The sequence below is a fragment of the Paenibacillus sp. 01T422 genome, from assembly GCF_056398785.1.
Genome location: NZ_JBFTQB010000015.1, coordinates 1 through 17,869, shown reverse-complemented (window position 1 = coordinate 17,869; position 17,869 = coordinate 1). Strand labels below are relative to the sequence as shown.

The 17,869-nt window shown below is 47.8% G+C and carries 15 protein-coding genes; 9 read left to right on the top strand and 6 right to left on the bottom strand.

Annotation, left to right across the window (positions count from 1 at the left end):
• The 3 genes from AC1DUA_RS01885 to AC1DUA_RS01875 all read right to left on the bottom strand — a co-directional run.
• A partial coding sequence (locus AC1DUA_RS01885; protein ID WP_477498109.1) for a nucleotidyltransferase family protein occupies window positions 1–1,323 on the bottom strand: 1,323 nt, incomplete at its 3' end.
• A 31-nt stretch (window positions 1,324–1,354) separates the two neighbouring features.
• Entirely contained in the window at window positions 1,355–4,189 is a 2,835-nt protein-coding gene (locus AC1DUA_RS01880) for a 1,4-alpha-glucan branching protein domain-containing protein (protein WP_477498108.1), read from the bottom strand.
• A gap of 9 nt (window positions 4,190–4,198) precedes the next feature.
• Entirely contained in the window at window positions 4,199–4,609 is a 411-nt protein-coding gene (locus AC1DUA_RS01875; protein ID WP_477498107.1) for a DUF4912 domain-containing protein, read from the bottom strand.
• 219 nt (window positions 4,610–4,828) lie between these two features.
• On the opposite strand from AC1DUA_RS01875, the gene AC1DUA_RS01870 reads away from it, so the two are divergent.
• A complete protein-coding gene (locus AC1DUA_RS01870; RefSeq protein ID WP_477498106.1) occupies window positions 4,829–5,251 on the top strand; it encodes a hypothetical protein in 423 nt (140 codons plus the stop codon).
• A gap of 67 nt (window positions 5,252–5,318) precedes the next feature.
• On the opposite strand, the gene AC1DUA_RS01865 is transcribed toward AC1DUA_RS01870, so the two are convergent.
• Window positions 5,319–6,119: a LytR/AlgR family response regulator transcription factor gene (locus AC1DUA_RS01865; RefSeq protein ID WP_477498105.1), complete on the bottom strand. Its 801-nt coding sequence runs from the start codon at window positions 6,117–6,119 to the stop codon at window positions 5,319–5,321.
• Between the two features lie 156 nt (window positions 6,120–6,275).
• Between AC1DUA_RS01865 and AC1DUA_RS01860 the strand changes: the two genes are divergently transcribed.
• Complete coding sequence (locus AC1DUA_RS01860; RefSeq protein WP_477498104.1) at window positions 6,276–6,905, top strand: hypothetical protein; 630 nt, start codon at window positions 6,276–6,278, stop codon at window positions 6,903–6,905.
• Here AC1DUA_RS01860 and AC1DUA_RS01855 read toward each other — a convergent pair.
• On the bottom strand, window positions 6,876–7,517 hold the full coding sequence (locus AC1DUA_RS01855) for a helix-turn-helix domain-containing protein (RefSeq protein ID WP_477498103.1): 642 nt from the start codon (window positions 7,515–7,517) through the stop codon (window positions 6,876–6,878). The two genes, AC1DUA_RS01860 and AC1DUA_RS01855, sit on opposite strands and share 30 nt — an antisense overlap.
• 196 nt (window positions 7,518–7,713) lie before the next feature.
• Between AC1DUA_RS01855 and sigI the strand changes: the two genes are divergently transcribed.
• The 4 genes from sigI (at window position 7,714) to AC1DUA_RS01835 (ending at window position 13,225) form a co-directional block, all read left to right on the top strand.
• On the top strand, window positions 7,714–8,493 hold the full coding sequence (sigI, locus tag AC1DUA_RS01850; RefSeq protein ID WP_477498102.1) for an RNA polymerase sigma factor SigI: 780 nt from the start codon (window positions 7,714–7,716) through the stop codon (window positions 8,491–8,493).
• 29 nt (window positions 8,494–8,522) lie between these two features.
• Window positions 8,523–9,956, top strand: a complete 1,434-nt coding sequence (locus AC1DUA_RS01845; RefSeq protein WP_477498101.1) for an anti-sigma-I factor RsgI family protein — start codon at window positions 8,523–8,525, stop codon at window positions 9,954–9,956.
• Window positions 9,957–10,680: 724 nt separating this feature from the next.
• Window positions 10,681–11,694 carry an aldo/keto reductase gene (locus AC1DUA_RS01840; RefSeq protein ID WP_477498100.1) on the top strand — a complete coding sequence of 338 codons (1,014 nt, stop codon included), beginning with the start codon at window positions 10,681–10,683 and terminating at the stop codon, window positions 11,692–11,694.
• 22 nt (window positions 11,695–11,716) lie between these two features.
• Entirely contained in the window at window positions 11,717–13,225 is a 1,509-nt protein-coding gene (locus tag AC1DUA_RS01835; protein ID WP_477498099.1) for a leucyl aminopeptidase, read from the top strand.
• A gap of 55 nt (window positions 13,226–13,280) precedes the next feature.
• Here AC1DUA_RS01835 and AC1DUA_RS01830 read toward each other — a convergent pair whose 3' ends face one another.
• Window positions 13,281–13,838, bottom strand: coding sequence for a hypothetical protein (locus tag AC1DUA_RS01830; RefSeq protein ID WP_477498098.1), 558 nt, complete (start codon window positions 13,836–13,838; stop codon window positions 13,281–13,283).
• 132 nt (window positions 13,839–13,970) lie between these two features.
• Between AC1DUA_RS01830 and AC1DUA_RS01825 the strand changes: the two genes are divergently transcribed.
• The 3 genes from AC1DUA_RS01825 to AC1DUA_RS01815 form a co-directional block, all read left to right on the top strand.
• Window positions 13,971–15,239, top strand: coding sequence for an MFS transporter (locus AC1DUA_RS01825; RefSeq protein ID WP_477498097.1), 1,269 nt, complete (start codon window positions 13,971–13,973; stop codon window positions 15,237–15,239).
• A gap of 9 nt (window positions 15,240–15,248) precedes the next feature.
• The gene (locus tag AC1DUA_RS01820) at window positions 15,249–16,172 is read left to right on the top strand and encodes a Gfo/Idh/MocA family protein (protein ID WP_477498096.1); all 924 of its coding nucleotides are present in this window, start codon (window positions 15,249–15,251) and stop codon (window positions 16,170–16,172) included.
• A 782-nt stretch (window positions 16,173–16,954) separates the two neighbouring features.
• Window positions 16,955–17,869 (top strand): helix-turn-helix transcriptional regulator (locus AC1DUA_RS01815; RefSeq protein ID WP_477498095.1); only part of this gene is annotated, 915 nt, incomplete at its 3' end.

Below are 17,869 nucleotides of genomic sequence, written 5' to 3'. Positions count from 1 at the left end.
TTGCAGACTTGCCGTTAAAGCCCGTTTGAGCAAACGGGTGAAGGTATGCGGAGCGCAGCTTACCGTAAGTGTTTTGCCGGCTGCAAGGGTTGCACCATAGGCTGTGCCGAATTTGGCGGTCATCTCAGGCGTTACTTCGAGATTGGGAAGGCCGCTTACTCCGCGGGTCTTAAATAACGTTTTGGCAGCATGCTCCCCCCAGATATGAGAAGTATGAAGGCGGGATTTATCGCGAATTTGTTTATGCGGCCATATTTTCACATTAKGTTCAATCCGGCTTTTTTCCCCAATGATGACATGATTGCCAACGACTGAGCCTTCGCCGAGATACGAGGCCTCTTTACAAACAATGCGGCTAGTTAGCGTCGAGCCGGCTAATTCATTGTTGGGGGCTATGTGATTATGGTCCCAAAGCACGCTGCGCGTTAGCTTGCTGCCCTTGGAAAGCCGGTTATTTTCCCCGATAATGCAGTATTCTCCGATTTCCACGCCATCCTCAATCTTGCTCCCTTTGCCGATAAAAGCAGGTCCAACGACAAGGGCTGTGTCGCTGGTCTCTACGTCATCTGCGATGTACACGCGAGGCCGGATTTGGGTGCCGTGGATATGGAGCTGCACCTTGCCATCTAGCATATCAAACTGGGTTTGCCGATACTGCTGCAGGTTGCCAATGTCCATCCAGTATCCGGAGCTTACATAGCCGTAGAGCTCTCTGTTTTCTTGCAGCAATGCTGGGAAGAGCTGCTGGCTAAAATCAAATTCCTGACCCAGCGGCACGCGCTCTAGCAGCTCTGGCTCTATGATGTAGATGCCGGTATTCACCGTGTCGCTAAATACTTCTCCCCAGCTTGGTTTCTCCATGAAGCGGGTAATCARGCCGTTCTGATCCGTCATGACCACGCCGTACTCCAGCGGATGAGGGACGCGGGTCAGCAGCAGCGTAGCTTTGGCTTGCTTTTCCTTGTGAAAGGCGAGCGCTTGCTCCAAATCGAAATCGGTCAGGGCATCGCCGCTAATGACTACGAAGGTATCGTCTAGGAATTCGTGCGCCTGCTTGACGCTTCCGGCTGTACCCAGGGGACTCAGCTCTTCAAAATAATGGAGATTGACGCCAAACGCCTCTCCATCGCCAAAATAGTCGCGAATCACTTCAGGTTTATACTGCATCGTGACGGCAATGTCCTGGATGCCGTGTTTGTGAAGCAGTTCAATAATATAGGCCATGCATGGTCTTCCCAGGAGAGGCACCATGGGTTTGGGAAGATGGCAAGTAAGGGGGCGAAGCCGCGTACCTTTGCCTCCAGCCATAATAACAGCCTTCATAGTGGGTTCCTCCTTACGTTGAAGAATTTGTTCAACTTTTTGTCGTAACCGGAATATCGGAGAGATTGGTGATCAGTTTGCGGTAATCCTCCCGAATATGCGCAGCGATATGGCTCCATTGGTAGTTTTGCTGAAGCAGCTGGTAGGCGCTTTCGGCCATTTTGGCAGCCAATTTGGGATGCAGCAGCATTTCGGTAATATGCCATGCCAGCGAATTGACGTGTCCTGGCAGAGCTTTATAGCCATCCACGCCATGTCGAATGATTTCGGCCAGACCGCCTGTATCCGAGAGGACGAGCGGCCGTCGACTGGCCATAGCTTCCAAGGCAACGATTCCGAAGGGCTCGTATAAGCTGGGAATGACACAAACATTGGCATAGTGATAGAGCTGGACACGGTAATTGTCATCTACGAAGCCTGTAAATAAGACACGATCTCCTAGATGGGCTGCTAACGTGCGAAGTTCATGTTCCATCGGTCCAGAGCCAGCTATGATGAGCTTGGCTTGCGGCACATGCGCTAGGATGCTAGGCATGGCATGGATGAGCGTGTGAATGCCCTTTTCATAAACAAGTCTGCCAATATAGAAAATGACCTTATCCTGTTTCGTAATATCACGAGGACGTTTCCCCGTTTCCTTGCTGGGTGTTGGAGTGAGCTGAATGCCATTCGGATGAATGGTGACTTTATCCGGAGGCAAGCTGAATATGCGGACAACTTCATCTTTCATATAGGAGCTGCAAACAAAGACGCGATTGGCCTCATACGTCAGTTTCCACTCTAACTGATGAATTTTGCGCTGCAGGTCGGAACTTAAATGCCCTTGATTTCTTCCCCATTCCGTCGCGTGAATCGTCGCTATCAGAGGGATGTCATAACTCATTTTTATTTCTCTCGCGGTGTGAAAAACCATCCAATCATGCGCATGAAGAAGATCAATGCGACCGCCGTTATCCACCCATTTGACCAGATGATCGGTCATGGCCAGATTCATTTCGAAAGTCCAGTGGTAAAAAGAAGTATCACCGGAATGCTGGATTGGCAATCGATGGACATAGACGCCATTTTTGTTTTCAAAAGAAGGAGCACCATCATAGGACGTCGTGATGACATGGACAATTTCCCCGCGAGAAGCAAGGGTTTCCGATAGTTCGTGGACGGCTTTCGATAAACCGCCGACTTGTTTGGGCGGATATTCCCAGGCAAGCATGAACACATTGGGGTGATGGTTTGTTTCCTCCAGTAAAGTTTCCCATTCACTTCTGCTTGGAATAATAGGAATAGGCGATTGGAGGCTGATGCTTCTGAATGCTTGATAGTCGACATCTGGAAGGCAATGGTCGTGCTCCTCCAGAGCAGCAAGGAAATTCTCATCGATCTGATTGCGATCCAATTGATCGCAAAGCTGGTGGAAGCAGCCAAGGTGGTTTTTTATCCGGCGGCTGGCATAGTCAGCGTAGGTTTTCGAGTCCATCATGAACGCCCAATCGCTGCTCTGAGCTAACATGAGCTCTCTGGCGGCTTGATTCAAAGCTCGCTTGAGCACATCGGCGTTCGCTTTGTCAGAGCGGAGGAAACGTTCCAGATTTGTGGTTAACTGAATCATCCGTTGTTCAGCTTGATGAAGATGACGGTAGATCCAGTCATTGCCTGCTTGCAGCCATGTTTCCGAGCTGTGGTTGCGCCCTGTGCTGGAAGGGTTCAATTGGCCGACTCCAGCTGTTGGATACTCATCCAGGTACTCGCTGGGCGTTATCATTTTTACCGTCATCTGCTCGAGAAACATTTTGCGGCAAAGCAGCTCTAGAAAGTGGGGACCTTCATACCACCAATGCCCAAAAAGCTCCGCTTGATAAGAGGAGACGATGACCGGCTTTCGATCCAGCCAGCGATGCGCTTGTTGTATCTGTTTTTGGCGAAGCCTGATAAAATCATCGGCATGCTCCTCTGCTTTTTCTAACGCGAGTGCTGGATGATAGGGAATTTTGAGTCGGCCTTTACTTGTATTGCGGTCGTATTTGAAGCCTGAGTCGTTATCCGAATAATAATCTCGATAGAGAAAATCACTGCAGTAACCATCTTCAGGAGAACAAGTCTGGTGAACAGATGCCACATCGCACGGAAATGCCGTTATGCCATCAGGCGACGTCATCAGGGGAGCTAGCTGCTCCCGGTGGGGATGAGGGGACGCAAAAGCAACCGCCGTGGCATCCGTAAAAAAATATTGGATGCCAGCTTCGCTCAATATCCGCCCAATCCCAGGTGTATAGCCGCATTCGGGTAACCAGAAGCCGCGCGGCTTTTGATCGAAATAATGCTCAAAGTCTTTCACAGCCGTTAGGATCTGGGCTCTGATGGATTCTTCCGTTTGCAAGAGCGGCAGATAGGCGTGCGTTGCGGCGGTAGTTACGATTTCTATGTGTCCTAACTCCTGAAAATGTTTGAAGGCAACAATGACATTTCCGTTATAGCTCTCGTACAGATTGTGAAGCCTTTGGAAATTCTGCGCATATTGATTGGCTACCGGAAGGAGGACGGGGTCCTCATGTAATCGAACCTTTTCGCTATCTGTTAGCACAATAAGCTCTTGGAGGTAAGCACGATATTTGGCTTGCCAGAACGGATCGCTGAACAGGGATAGGAGTGTCGGAGTTATAGAAAAGGTCATGCGGAAATCAATTTGATCCTGCGAGAGGTGATGCATAACTTCCAATAATGGCAAATACGTTTCTGTCATGGCTTCAAATAACCAACGCTCTTCCAAAGTTTCGTCAGGACCTTGGTGACGAATATAAGGAAGATGGGCATGCAGGACGAGGGCGAAATAACCCTTAATCTCAGGCTTTGATTTCATGCGATTAATCAAGACTTATTGTCACCTCGGTTCTCCCCAATCTTCTTCCGAATCTTTGGGGGTTACGACACAATTGGATCGAAGTAAAGGGATAAACTCATGCTCCCATGTATACGTACCTACATCCACGATATAGCTGCGATTAGCCCTAGCTTGATGTAAGTAGGAATGAGTAGTTTCGGGCAACATGGTTGTATCCCAGTAGGTATGGGCATTATGTCCATTAAAGAGCACATGGGTCACATCGTACAAGCGGATGACGGACGGCATGACGCCGAAGTCACATTCGAAATGCTGAGATACCAGCCACCTGCGCCTGTCAGATATTTCCCAATATACATAGAGCGAATTTGCACCTACAACCATAAGTTGGAGTAAGTCCTTGTAATATCTTCCAGGCACCTCATACTCCGAGATTGGTGAAGTTTTCAAGGCCATTCCTCTTTTCTGGAAATCGTATTTCGGGCGACCATTTTCTTGTAAAAGCATTCGCTTTTCATCAGAAAAATATGCGTGGATTGCTAAAATCTAGATGTCTCGTAAAAAAGGAATTTCATACTTTTAAGGCGAATATATTGGATTAATCCGGGTGACAAAGATTATGCTACGATGCAAGTTTTCCTCACGGAAAGCTCAAAGGGAGTGATATCGATGAGTTTTTGTTGTGGCGCTAGTATGATTGGAACAAAAGGTACATTGAAGCACATCCGTACACAAATTCATAATGTGCCTATTCTCTTCTGTCCGGTATGTCATCATATTGAGGTTCATTATCTGGTAGAGAACGAATACGAGATATTGGCGGAATATGCTCATGGTGATGGGGCTGCTGAGGTTGATTTTGTGGAATATGTCGATGGGAAAGACCATCTGCTGCATGACAATTGTGTCAATCATGAAGGCGAAGAGCCTATGGATATTGTGCGCAGCCAAATCGATATGGCGCTGGATCTGCTTATGGTGGCCAAATCCTTGGCGGATACCGAATGGGAAGATCAGCTCATGAAACGATTGAAAATGTTAAGTGTACGCCGCGATAAGCTGAAAAACAAAAAAACCTCTAAGCCCATGTAGAGGTTCTAACGATAAAAGCCGCTAACTTTTCCTAACGGAAGAGGGAGCGGCTTTTTGTTTATTGAGGCTAGACTTGGTCGTGAATTTCCTGGAGCAATCGCCCGAACTCCTTTTGCAGACTTCTGCTTAAAGGGATTTTTACCGGTGTATGATTTAAGTGAATAAGAAATCTGCGGGATGTAGGAAAACTGCTTTCTTTCACATAACTTACAACATGCCGCATATTGACAAGAAAGCCCTTGAAGGGGCTGAACATCATTGGCGAACTTTGGGATAAAATATCCGATAAATTGGTGCTGGAATCCATATGTGCACCATTCATGAGATGAATTCTTGATAAGCGCTTGTCCTCTTTCTCAATGAAAAGGATCGATTCCTCCGAGATGGGTAATTGCGATTTTTGATTCTTGACGGTGATCCAAGTTGTCTTGATTGAGGGTGGTGCTTGCTGCGTATGACTGCGCTCCAATTGAATTTCGGCAATTGCTTTTCGGATGGCTGCTTGAAATTTAGGCAACATCACAGGCTTAGACAAGAAATAAAGAGATCCCAGATCATGAAAGCTTGTGAGGATATGATCTATATTTGTAGTTCCGCTAACCATGATAACCTTCTGCTCATAGCCAGCTTTTCGTAGTGTCTGTACCATGGTAATGCCGTCCAGATTGCCTTCTAAACCAATATCGACGAGCAGAACATCCGGAAGAATCTGGTCATACATTCGGATGAATTGTTCGCCATCCGTGGCGATTGAGACGACATCTAACCCGCACTGCTGACAATAGCTTTCAAGTAATTTACCAACCCAATAATTATCTTCCACAATGGCAACGGTGTAATGATGCCCCATACGATCATCGCACTCCATTTCTCTCGATCATCCATGCATTCTGTCAGCTCATGCTCAGAAACAGCCAACTTAGTCCACATTGAACGCAAAAGATCTATTATCCTGTATAATTCTAGTTGTAGAGTAAAGTGACGTAATTTCTTAAGTACAAGCTTAGAAATGAGGGGTAAGTATTTGTTTACATGGGCGATATTTATCTTGACCTGTCTTGATTTTGTTCCCATGATTCTATTCTCATTGGTTCTATTCAGACAAAAAATAAAGCCGCACTGGTTGCCGATTGTTGTGGCTTTCCTTGCTGGCACGATGGTCACATACTTTGGCCAAAGGCCTATCTTATACATAAGTATCATATGTGTTCTGCTAGTTTCTGTTTGGAGGTTTTACACAATACCTGCGATCATCCTCGCATTATCCGGATACATCCTGTCTATAATTGTGTCTACAGGAGTTCTCGCGATATGGGAACTGACTCCGTTCACTTCCTATGCGGATATGAAAGATGACCCGGGCGAGTCCGTGATCATCCTACTGCTGGCCATATGCTTGAAATGCGGCATTCTTGTAGGGATACATAAGCTTCGGTTGGGCTTTACGTTCCTGACGCATTACACGCGAATATTGCCAACCAAAGAAAATGCAGGCTTCTATCTATTCATTATTGTCGTAATTATTGGAATTGTTTATCGACAGTCCTATCCGGACAGTGTGCTAAGCGCACTGATGCCAATTCAAATGCTTGGTATCGCAACAGCTCTATTCATCTATGTTATGCTAGGTAAGGAGCTTAGCTTTCAACGATAAGTGACGGGTATCGCCATCGGTCTGGGCAGCCGCGCCAGTGTTGCGAGCCACATAGTCCACAAGCGTTTGATGATATTTCATCTGCGCCATGGCTGCGATGGTGACATAAGGCTCATCTTCATAAGTATCAAAATAAAGTTTGCCTTCTGAGGGGGCATACTTTTTTATTTTGTTCAGATTAACGAACAAATGCATATCCATTTTTGCAAATTGAAGATCCATCAATGCTTCTATGAAACTAGTAAAAGCCACGAGTGATTCTACGTTTTCTTCCACAATGCCATCTTGCGAGACATACTTGATCGATTTCGTACCGAACTCCACATACCAGACATTATCTAAACGGATTTCGTTAGGCGTCTGCCAAGATGACGCTTCTTCCAAGTATCCGGCTTTCATTAAAAGATCCGTGTAAGGATATTGATAGGCTTGCGAAAGCTTCCTTAAGGTGTCAGGGGATGGCTTGATGATGTCATTCGTGGTACGATTACGTCCGAGTTCCAAGTCTCGAATGTACGCATGAGATAGGCCGCTTTTGCTGGCAACCTTGCGCAAGGACATTTTGCCTCGCAGCGTCTCTAGAAATTTGCCAAATTGATTACCTTGTTCCAAATGAAACACCTCCTTACCTTAATTGTAAAGGATTCTAGATTAAAATGAAATCGTCTACAAAGGTTTTATTTCCCAGTAGGTGCTCATTTGGTCATCTATGTTATAATAAATTTGCTTTTTATTTCTGTATTACATCTATTGTACCCCCCGAATTGATATACATAAGGACGAAATTACTATACTGTGAGGTGGAAAGGTGCTACTGGTACTATTCAAAAGGTTCCTTGGAAAAAAGGAATCCCAGGGTCAAAGTGAATCCTATGCCTCTTCCCTTGAGGTTACCATACATCAAATTCAATCAGGAGACCTACGACTTAGGAATCAATTTATTTCAGACTATCAGCCCTATGTGGCAAAAGTGACAAGCAGGTTCTGTAAAAGATATATAGATCCGGCTAGGGATGATGAATTCAGCATTGCTTTAGGGGCATTTAATGAAGCCATTAATCAATACTCTTCTGTGATGGGGAGATCGTTCCTCGGATTTGCCGAAACCGTCATGCGGAGAAGATTAATTGATTTCTTGCGTAAAGAACAACGTTTCAAAGGACAGATTCCTTATAGTTCATTCGATCAGGAAGATGATGAAGATAACCTACTCAATCCGATTGAGGTTCATCAAGCCATAGAAGCTTATGAGAAGCAAAAAGGACTTGAAGAACGGCGAAGTGAAATCATGGATTTCAGCCGCTGCTTAAGTGATTTTGATATCGATTTCTCTGAATTGACGGAAGCCGCTCCTAAACATGACGATTCCAGACAGATGCTTTTCGGCATCGGTCGGACACTGGCACAGGATGCGGAACTTATGCGGACTCTTCTAACGAAACGGCAGCTACCCATTAAAGAGCTGCTGGAGCAAGTACAGGTTTCTAGAAAAACCTTGGAGCGCAACCGTAAATATTTGATAGCTATCGCTCTCATTTACAACGGTCCATACCCTTACTTGCGGGATTATTTACATATTCGAGAATGAGGACTGCATTAAGAAAGGAAGAACAGCGCATGAACAAGGGAATCGTAATGGAAATCAGCGACAGCTCCATTATTGTCATGAGTCCAGAGGGTCGGTTTGAGAAGCTCCCTAGGGGAACACGAAATTGTGAAGTAGGGGAAGAGATACTGTTTGCACCTGCGACAAAGCGCTTCCGGGTACCGCAATTAGGAATTCTATCTGGTCTGGCTGCGGCAATTGTCTTGTGCTTCGTGTTAGTATCCACATTGACGGGAAGTGTGCCAAGTGGCGAAGTGGTTGCTTACGTAACCATCGATATCAATCCAAGTATCGAAATTGGTATCGATAACGAAGAGGTTGTTCAAGATCTGCAAGGATTAAATTCAGACGGCGATGAGTTAATCAGCACCTTGGTGTACAAGGGAAAGTCGCTAGAAGCTGTTACCTCAGACATCTTGGATAAAGCGGAGCAGGGAGCCCTTGCAAAAGGAGAAGGCGATATTATCATCTCATCTACTGTGGTAGAGCAAAAATCAGCAGTGAATGATGAGGCGATAGCCACCAAGATGAAGAATCAGGTCAGTAAGCATATTGAGCAAGCGCATCCTGAGCAAGTCAAAAACTATGAGGTCACTGCATTCGCAGCACCGCAAGAAGTGAGACAAGAAGCAAAAGCCAGCGGTGTATCCGCAGGTAAATATGCTGTTTATCTCAATGCCGTTGACAATGGGGCGAAAGTATCTCTGGATGACATCAAAAGCGTCTCCATCCATCAGTTAGCCAAAGAAAACGGTGGGATAGATAAGCTGGTGCCGTCATCGAAGCCTATCGATAAATCCTCGCTGCAAAGACTTGTTGCCGATGAAAAATCAGGGAAATTGAGTGAGCGAATTCAGCAAATTCAAAACGACCGAGATAAAGGCAAAAGTGCTGCAAACAATGATAAGAACGACAAGAATGACAATAATGACAAGAATGGCAATAGCAATAATAATGGTAATAACAATACCAAGATTGGTAAAAACGATAATAATGGCAAGCCTAGTGTGAAGCCGACACCYACGCCTACACCAAAAAGCAATCGCAACGATAGCAAGAACGGCCAGGACGGTAAAAACGGTCGCGACGATAACAACGACAAAAACGGCAAGAATGACAATGATGTTAAAAATGGCAAAGATAACAATGGTAGAGATAATAATGGCAAAGATAATGATGATGATAACAAAAATACACCAAAACCAGGCCGTAAGGACGACAATGACGATGATTCGAAAAATGGATCATCGTCAAAGCCACGAGAGACTCCAAAGCCTAGTGTAAAGCCTACCGTCAAACCGACAAGCACGAGCAAGCCAACGGCGAAACCGACAGCCAAACCAACGGCAAAGCCAACAGCGACCCCGAAGCCAGAAAATGATCACAATTTCAATTGGAATTGGGGCAATCGCGACTGGGGCAAGAATGATGGTAAGGACGATTGATGAGTAATAGTGATTGAGAAGTAAGAGTGATTGATGAGTAAAAGCGATTGAGAAGTAAGAGCGAATGAGAAGAAATAAAGACTTGGTAACGACGACTCATGTTATGGGAACCCTGAGACACTCTGGTGAGTGGCTTGGGTTTTTTTTTGTGTGTGAGGCGGAGGATGGCGAATGGTGAGCAGTGGGCGTAGAGCGCGGAACGGGGAGGGTGGGACGAGGAAAAGTGACGGGGACGGTGGCGTACAGGATATGGAGCGTATAGGAGGTAATGTAGGGTGTAGAACGTAGGGCGTGTAACCCGTAAGTAACAGACAACCCAGAACCCAGAGCTCAGATCCCGTAACCCGTAACCCGTAACCCGTAACCCGTAACCCGTAACCCGTAACCCGTAACCCGTAACCCGTAACCCGTAACCCCATAACCCGCGCCCCCGCCACCTAGGTGGAACTACGGTCCTCTATTTGTTGCAAATCAGGCGTTTGGAAGGGGGAAGTGGAACTCTGATCCCTTATTTCTCCAGTTTACGACGGAACGCTGCTCAAACTGAAGGAATAACGCCCTGTAGTTCCCATACATACTCCATTGTGCTGCTTTTTAATGATATAACGCCTTGTAGTTCCCCAAAGCCAGCACGATCTCGTGGAAAGTAGGATAGAGTTGTATTACAATAGTTGCATGTGCAATTATTCATATCCTCGTTAATGGAATGAAGGGAGATATTGGCTTGAGATATTCGAGATTCGGCAAATCCGGCTATAACGTATCGTCACTAGGCTTTGGTGCAATGAATCTTCCAAATGTACCCTTGGAACAGGCTAGAGAAGCTTTGAATTATGCCTTGGATCACGGCATTAATTATATCGACACCGCTGCCGCCTATCGCAACAGCGAAGAGATCATCGGCGAATGCATCTCGCATCGCAGAGACGAGTACTTTTTGGCGACGAAGACAGGGGCGCGCGATTACGAAACGGCCAAGGCGGAGATCGAGAGAAGCCTGGTGCGGATGAAAACAAGCCATGTCGACTTACTCCAAATTCACTATGTGAACTACGTAACTGAATTCAAAAAGGCAATGGACATTGAAGGTGCTTACAAGGCAGCGCTGGAAGCTCAGCGAGAAGGCAAAGTCCGCTTCATCGGAATTTCCGGACATCGGCCGGATTTGCTGACCAAATGGATCGCAAAGGGGCAATTCGATCAAATTTTGTTCCATTTGAATTTAGCGCAGCCGTTTGCTTTAGAGGAGCTTATTCCCAAAGCAACGGAGATGGATTTAATGAAGGTTGCCATGAAGCCGTTGTCAGGCGGATTCATACAACCTGTTGACCGGGCTATCCGATATCCGTACAGCCAGAACGTACATGTAACCATTTCGGGGATGGTAAGCGTCAAGGAAGTGCAGGAAAACCTAGCTGCTCAAGAGCAGGAGGTTGGAACGGAAGAACGTCAAGAACTCGAACAATTAGCCGTTGAACTCGGTCAGCACGATTGCAGACGCTGCAACTATTGCTCCTGTCCACTCGAGATTGCCATTCCGGATGTGATGATTTCCAGCAGGTTTAGGGAGAAATTTGGTTTGCTGCCGAAGGGCGAGGGATTTTTCGAAAGACAAAAGGATAGACTAGTAGGCTGTGCTGACCATGATCCTTGCAAAGAGAAGCCGATTTGCGAAGAGAAATGCCCGTATCACCTGCCTATGCAGTCCGTTATTCAGAAGGCAGCATCTTTCTATTAAGCTAACAGGGAGAATGGACACTATGTTTGCAAAAAACACAGCAATTAYGACAGGCGTGTTCACGTCATTCACGCATAACGAGCAAGGGGCAGACGCCATCCTAGTCTGCCTAAGTGAAGCTGAGCTGCGCGAGGACACCGTCCTCGGCGAGCCGCAGCTCGACCAAGCCCTTCAGCGCATGCGCGCGAAGGGCATCTTCACCGGCGCCTCAGGCGAGCTCGAGGCGCTGCCCACCCACGGGCTGCTGCCGTACGCGTACGTGCTCGTTGCGGGGCTCGGCCCCGCAGCATCACGCGATACGCTGCGAGCAGCCGCCGTGCATGCAGCGCGCGAGGCCCTCGCGCTGAAGCTCGAAAGCTTGGCGCTGAAGCTGCCAAGCGGCATCGACAGCCGGTCCGCCGTAACGGCGCTGACCGAAGGGCTGCTTCTCGGTACATACCGCATCGCGGTGTACCGCAAGAACGAGCCGGCGCGCGCAGAGCTGCGCCAGGCGGTACTGCTCACAGAAGCGGCTGCAGATGCAGCGCTTCTGTCGTCCGCGCTCGCATCCGCTGAGGCGGTTGCGGAGGGCACGAACTATGCCCGGGATCTCACGAACCTCCCGGCCAATAAGCTCGTTCCGGCTATCCTCGCAGAGGAAGCCATGAAGCTTGCCCAGCACTACGGCTTCGGCTGCGAAGTGCTGGATGAGCACGAGATCGCCGCCCGGGGGATGGGCGGTCTGATCGCGGTTGGCGCAGGCAGCGTCAACCCGCCACGGATGATCACCCTGCAGTACAAGGGTGATCCGGACTCTGCCGACGTGCTGGGCCTCGTCGGCAAGGGCGTGACCTTCGATACCGGCGGCATCTCGATGAAAAGCCCCGACGGCATGGAAGAGATGATCAGCGATATGGGCGGAGCCGCAACGCTGCTTGGAGCTCTTCACGTTGTCGGGCAGCTGAAACCGAAGGTAAACTTGGTTGTCGTCATACCGTCAGCGGAAAATATGACGTCCGGCTCGGCCTATCGTCCCGGCGATATCGTGACGATGCTCAGCGGACACTCCGTGGAAGTACTGAATACGGACGCAGAGGGTCGTATTATCTTGGCGGAGGGTATCACTTATGCGAAGAAGCTCGGAGCGAACCGCCTGATTGATGTAGCTACTCTCACAGGAGCTATCTTAATCTCCTTCGCCGATGTAGCGACGGGGGCTGTGACGAACGATGATGAGTTCCTGAAACCACTGCTTCAAGCGGCTGGGGAAGCGGGAGAGAAGCTGTGGCAGCTGCCCAACTATCCAGAGTATCGCGAAATGCTGAAAAGCGATGTGGCCGATATCAAGAATCAGGCCTCGTCAGACCGCTGGGCGGGGGCTATTACCGGAGGGCTCTTCATCGGGTACTTCGCCGAAGAAACGCCTTGGATTCATCTAGATACAGGCGGCACCGCCTGGTTGTGGTCAGCCAAAGGCATTGAGCCCAAAGGGGCAACAGGCGTTATGGTGCGGACGTTAGCTGCTTATTTATGCGGTGATCAAATCAAATAATTGTTTCCTCATAAAAAAACACCCAACCTTGAAATCAAGGTTGGGTGTTTGGCGCTTAAGCGCCGACACTTCTTCCGGCTGCAGCAGGCTGTGAAACTGTTTTTTGCAGCAGCTCGTGCACATCGGACATTTGAATGACGATTCTATTGATTTCATTGGTCGTATAAGATAGCTGGCTTATACGCTGCTGAAGCTGGGGCAAGGAGATGCCGACCCAGCCTTTCTTGCTGCGATCCAGAGACAAGTCATATTTCAGCACCGTCATCGTGGCGGCGAATGGATCTGGCTTGATATAGACATCTTTCATGACATCATCCAGATTAAAATAGAGCTGCTTACGGTCCCATTTAACAAAACCTTGCTCAAATAGGATCACTAGAAAATCGGAACCTGACTTGTCTTYGTTCTCCATCGTGATGAGTCGGACAGCGCCTTTGGCTTGATTCGGCTTGATGTACTGGCCTGAACGAATATCAGGAATGAAAGGAACAATGAGAAGCGGGCCCACACTGGCAATATACAAATAAGTTGTTGACTGAAACACAAGAGAGAGTACAATAAAGGTCAAAAAGAGTATTGAGCTTGTGATAAGACCAAAATGGTTTGGTTTCATAGTATGTCGATGATCCCGCCTGACATGATAGATTAGGTAGTCTGTCCTATTTTACCATAAGCGCCCTATACCTTGTAAACTATTAGATCAGTCAATAGGTTTCACCCTTACAAAATGGAGGCGAGCATACTTATGAAAATGCTGGACAGCTTGTGGAACCCTCGGAAAAGAATGTCCTACTACCGCAAAAGTCTCCTTATCGCTACGCTGGAGGGATTCCCGGCCGTTGTGATTTTTCAACTTTTGGGCGGTCCTTTTTTAACCGGTTATTTGTTGTACCTTGGTGCGACATCGACGGAGATTGGGTTTATCCTAGCCATCACAACAGTGGTTAATATCATCCAAATTGGTATGGCTGTAGCCATGCAGAAATTCAGGAATCGCAAGCGGATGCTTCTCATTTTCGGCTCGTCTCATAGGTTGTTATGGGCTTCCGTGGGTTTGATCCCGTTTCTGTTTCCGCAAGATTTGTGGGTTGTGATGTATATCATTCTGTATACGGTTGCTCACTTAGGCAATGCCGCAGGCGGTGTCGTGTGGACCTCGCTGATTAGCGATGCTGTTCCGGGGCCGGTTCGCGGGCGGTATTTTGGGCTTCGCAATACGATTCTAGGCGGAGTCAGCTCCCTTGCTCTTTTTATAGGCGGGCAAATTCTGGATCGATATCCTGGTGGACAGGGTTTTACCTATTTATTTATGATCGTCGGCGTTTGCGCGCTTCTCAATATACTGGCGTATTGCTTATATCCGAACCCGCCTTTCGAGCCGTCCAAGGAGTCTAATCCTATTGGAATGATCGGGAAGCCATTGAAGGACCGTGCATTTATAAAAGCGATTATTTTCCTAGCTGTGTTTTTATTTGTGCAAAGTTTGACCGTACCGCTATTTTCCTATGTCATGCTTAAGCTCATGGAAATTAATTATGAAACAGTCTCCTACATAACCGTCGTTCATACGTTGGTCATGATGGCAAGTTACTATGTTTGGGGTAACCTGAACGCACGTTATACAGCGCAAACCTTGCTGTTATGGTCTTTACCGATCATTGCCATCGCTTGTTTATTGTGGGGGGCGATTGCTTTTATACCGGCGATTGTCGTGCTTTATGCGGTTCATACCGTGCTCGGCATTGGACTCGGAGGGTTTAATCAGATGGTCTTTACGTTTACGATTGGCGACACACCGAAAAGTGAACGGCCTATGTACATTGCGACGTATTCGGCGATTACGGGTTTTGCTGCTTTTTTAGGACCAATTGTTGGCGGGAAAGTATACGCGCTCATTGCAGAGGCCCCGATGTGGGTGCAGGTTTATGGCGTTTCGACGCTTGTGGGCGCTGTGCTGCTGATACTTGGATTAGTTGTAGGACGCATGGTACTCGGGAAACAAATAAGGAGCTGACTTTTCAAAATGACAAGAAAAAGAATCGGAATCATCGGGCTTGGGGATATCGCGCAAAAAGTATATCTACCGCTTCTTTCCGTTAATGAACAAGTAGACATCGTTGGCATTATGAGCTCCACACCCGCAACAGTTGAACGAATGAAGATAAAGTATCGCATCCCGTTCGGGACAACGAAGCTGGAAGAGCTTCTCGCGCTTGATTTGGACGCTGTTTTCGTGCATAGCCCCACACCGACGCATTATGAAATTGCTATGAAAAGCATGGAGCAGGGAGTAGCGGTTTATGTAGATAAGCCATTGTCTTACAGTTGGGCACAGTCGGTAGAGATGGCATCTTACGCGGAACGAAAAGGCGTGCTTCTCGCAGCCGGTTTTAATCGGAGATTTGCTCCGCTCTATGTCGAAGCGCGAGATTGGCTGCGCGAAGCGGGCGGCTTCGATTGGTGTTCAGCAGTGAAACATCGGATTAAGCAGCAGGGTCACGGCGCGAAGGAGACGTTGTATGATGATTTGATCCATATGTTGGATCTTTTGCTCTGGCTGGGGGAGAGTCCCTATGAAGTAGCTTCGCACCATCAACAAGTGGATGAAGTTGGTAAATTACTTCACGCATCAGGAACGTTGTCCTTCGGCTCATCGCAGGGCACTTATAGCATGGTGAGGCTCGCTGGCGTGGATTTGGAAAAAATCGAGCTGCACGGCAGCGGTCGTTCGGTCGAGGTGACGAATTTGGAGTCAGCGGTTTTCTATGAAAGAGGCGCCGCGCCGCGTATACGTTCCTTCGGAAGCTGGGACACCGTGCTGGAAAGAAGGGGTTTTGCCAGCGTCGTTCAGCATTTCCTGGACAGCCTGGCTGACCCGAATGCTTGCACGATTCGTGGAGATCTTGTGTTAGCATCTCATGAGCTGGTTGAGCGGCTGTCTGTTTAAAAATGTGGCTAAGGGCTGTTTTCGAGTAGAGTGTTCTACTTGGGGCGGTCCCTTTTTGTTTGGTTGAGCTGGTTGGTTGGGTAGAGCTCCGCGTGGTGGCTTGGCTGTAATGGCTATGCTGGAGCGGAACTACAGGACTCTATTTGAGCTGAATCAGCTGATTTTGGGACATTGGGGGAACTACAGGGTCTAATTTGGTGGGAAAAGCCAATATTCCGGCTGGGAGCGGCGGAATAGAGGACCACAGTTCCTATCGGCTGGTTGAAGTGGCGGTTTAAAGCAAAATAGAGGATTGTAGTTCCCACTCGAGGAGGATTCGTGTGGGAAAGCGGCTAATGTTACTTAGCTGGTCTCTCTAAGCGACAATTGCGTCTGATCGCAGGTTGATATGTGGTTTGGGGCTGGTTTAGTTGGAGTAAATCCAAYGAGGAAGCCGTTTGAGTGGGTTATAAGTGGGGTTCATTGGATCGTTTCCAATGAGATGGTTGGAATTGACTTTATTATGGCTGATTTCAGAGGGTCTCGTTGGAAATCATCCAATGAAAAGCTGGAATTACGCGGTTATATGGACTTTTCATTGGAATTCATCCAATGAGACCTGAACCGTGCGACAGTGCCTTGGCTAGCATCGTAGACAAACTGAGGATACGTTGGAAAGCTAAATAGTCAGAGAAGCTACTTAGGAAAGCGGCAATGTAATAACAGCTCCAAACACAATGAGCGAGCATAAAATGCTATGATAATACCACATAGAAACCATTCGCTAGGAGGACTAGCCCCGAATGTCAAAAGCGGATCAAATGCTAGCCATTCTATGGCTCATCAAATCACATAAACAAATAACGGCTAAGCAACTAGCCGAAAAGCTAGAGATCCATATCCGCACGGTGTACCGGTACATCGATGCGTTATGCGCGAGCGGTGTTCCGATTATTTCGGATTCCGGGCACCATGGCGGCTACCGCTTGCTTGGGCAGTTTAATGAGGCTCCGCTCGTGTTTGATCTGGATGAGCAAAAGGCGCTCATTCACGCTGCCACTTTTGCTTTGGAAGCTGGATATCCTTTCGGAGAGAAGCTGAATCAGGCTGTTGCCAAACTGAAACTATATACGAATCAAGAGCARCTGGAGCAAATCCATCTTCATGAGCAGGGGTTAGATGTCATTTCGCCGCAGGCGGATGCCGCCGAATCTTCGTTGCTGCAAGAAGTGGAGGTCGCCGTTGCACAGCGGGTCACGCTAAGCATGCACTATCAAAAAGGCTACGGTTCTGCAGCAGAAACACGCCATCTGGATCCCTATGGACTAGTTTGCTGGAAAAGCAAATGGTATGTCGTTGGGCACTGTCATCTGCGGAAAGAAATTCGCAGCTTTCGCGTGGATCGAATCCGGGAGTTGTCGAGGGCGGACATGACATTTGAGAGGCCGACCGATTTCTCAGCACGCCAGTTCATTCTCGCAGGTCTCTTGCCTGATGCGAATAAGCCGGATGAGCTGATCTCCGTTAAAATCACAGGGAGAGAGCAAGCACTGGACGACCTGTGCGGGCATTGGTTCCTAGCCCATGCGCTAGTGGAGCGCTCCCAGTATGAAGCCCATTTTCAAGTGCAGGAGAAAGCCATTTCCACTCATCTGCCTTATCAACTCCTCAGTTATGGAGGCACGATTCAAATTAAGGAACCCCAGATGCTTATCGAG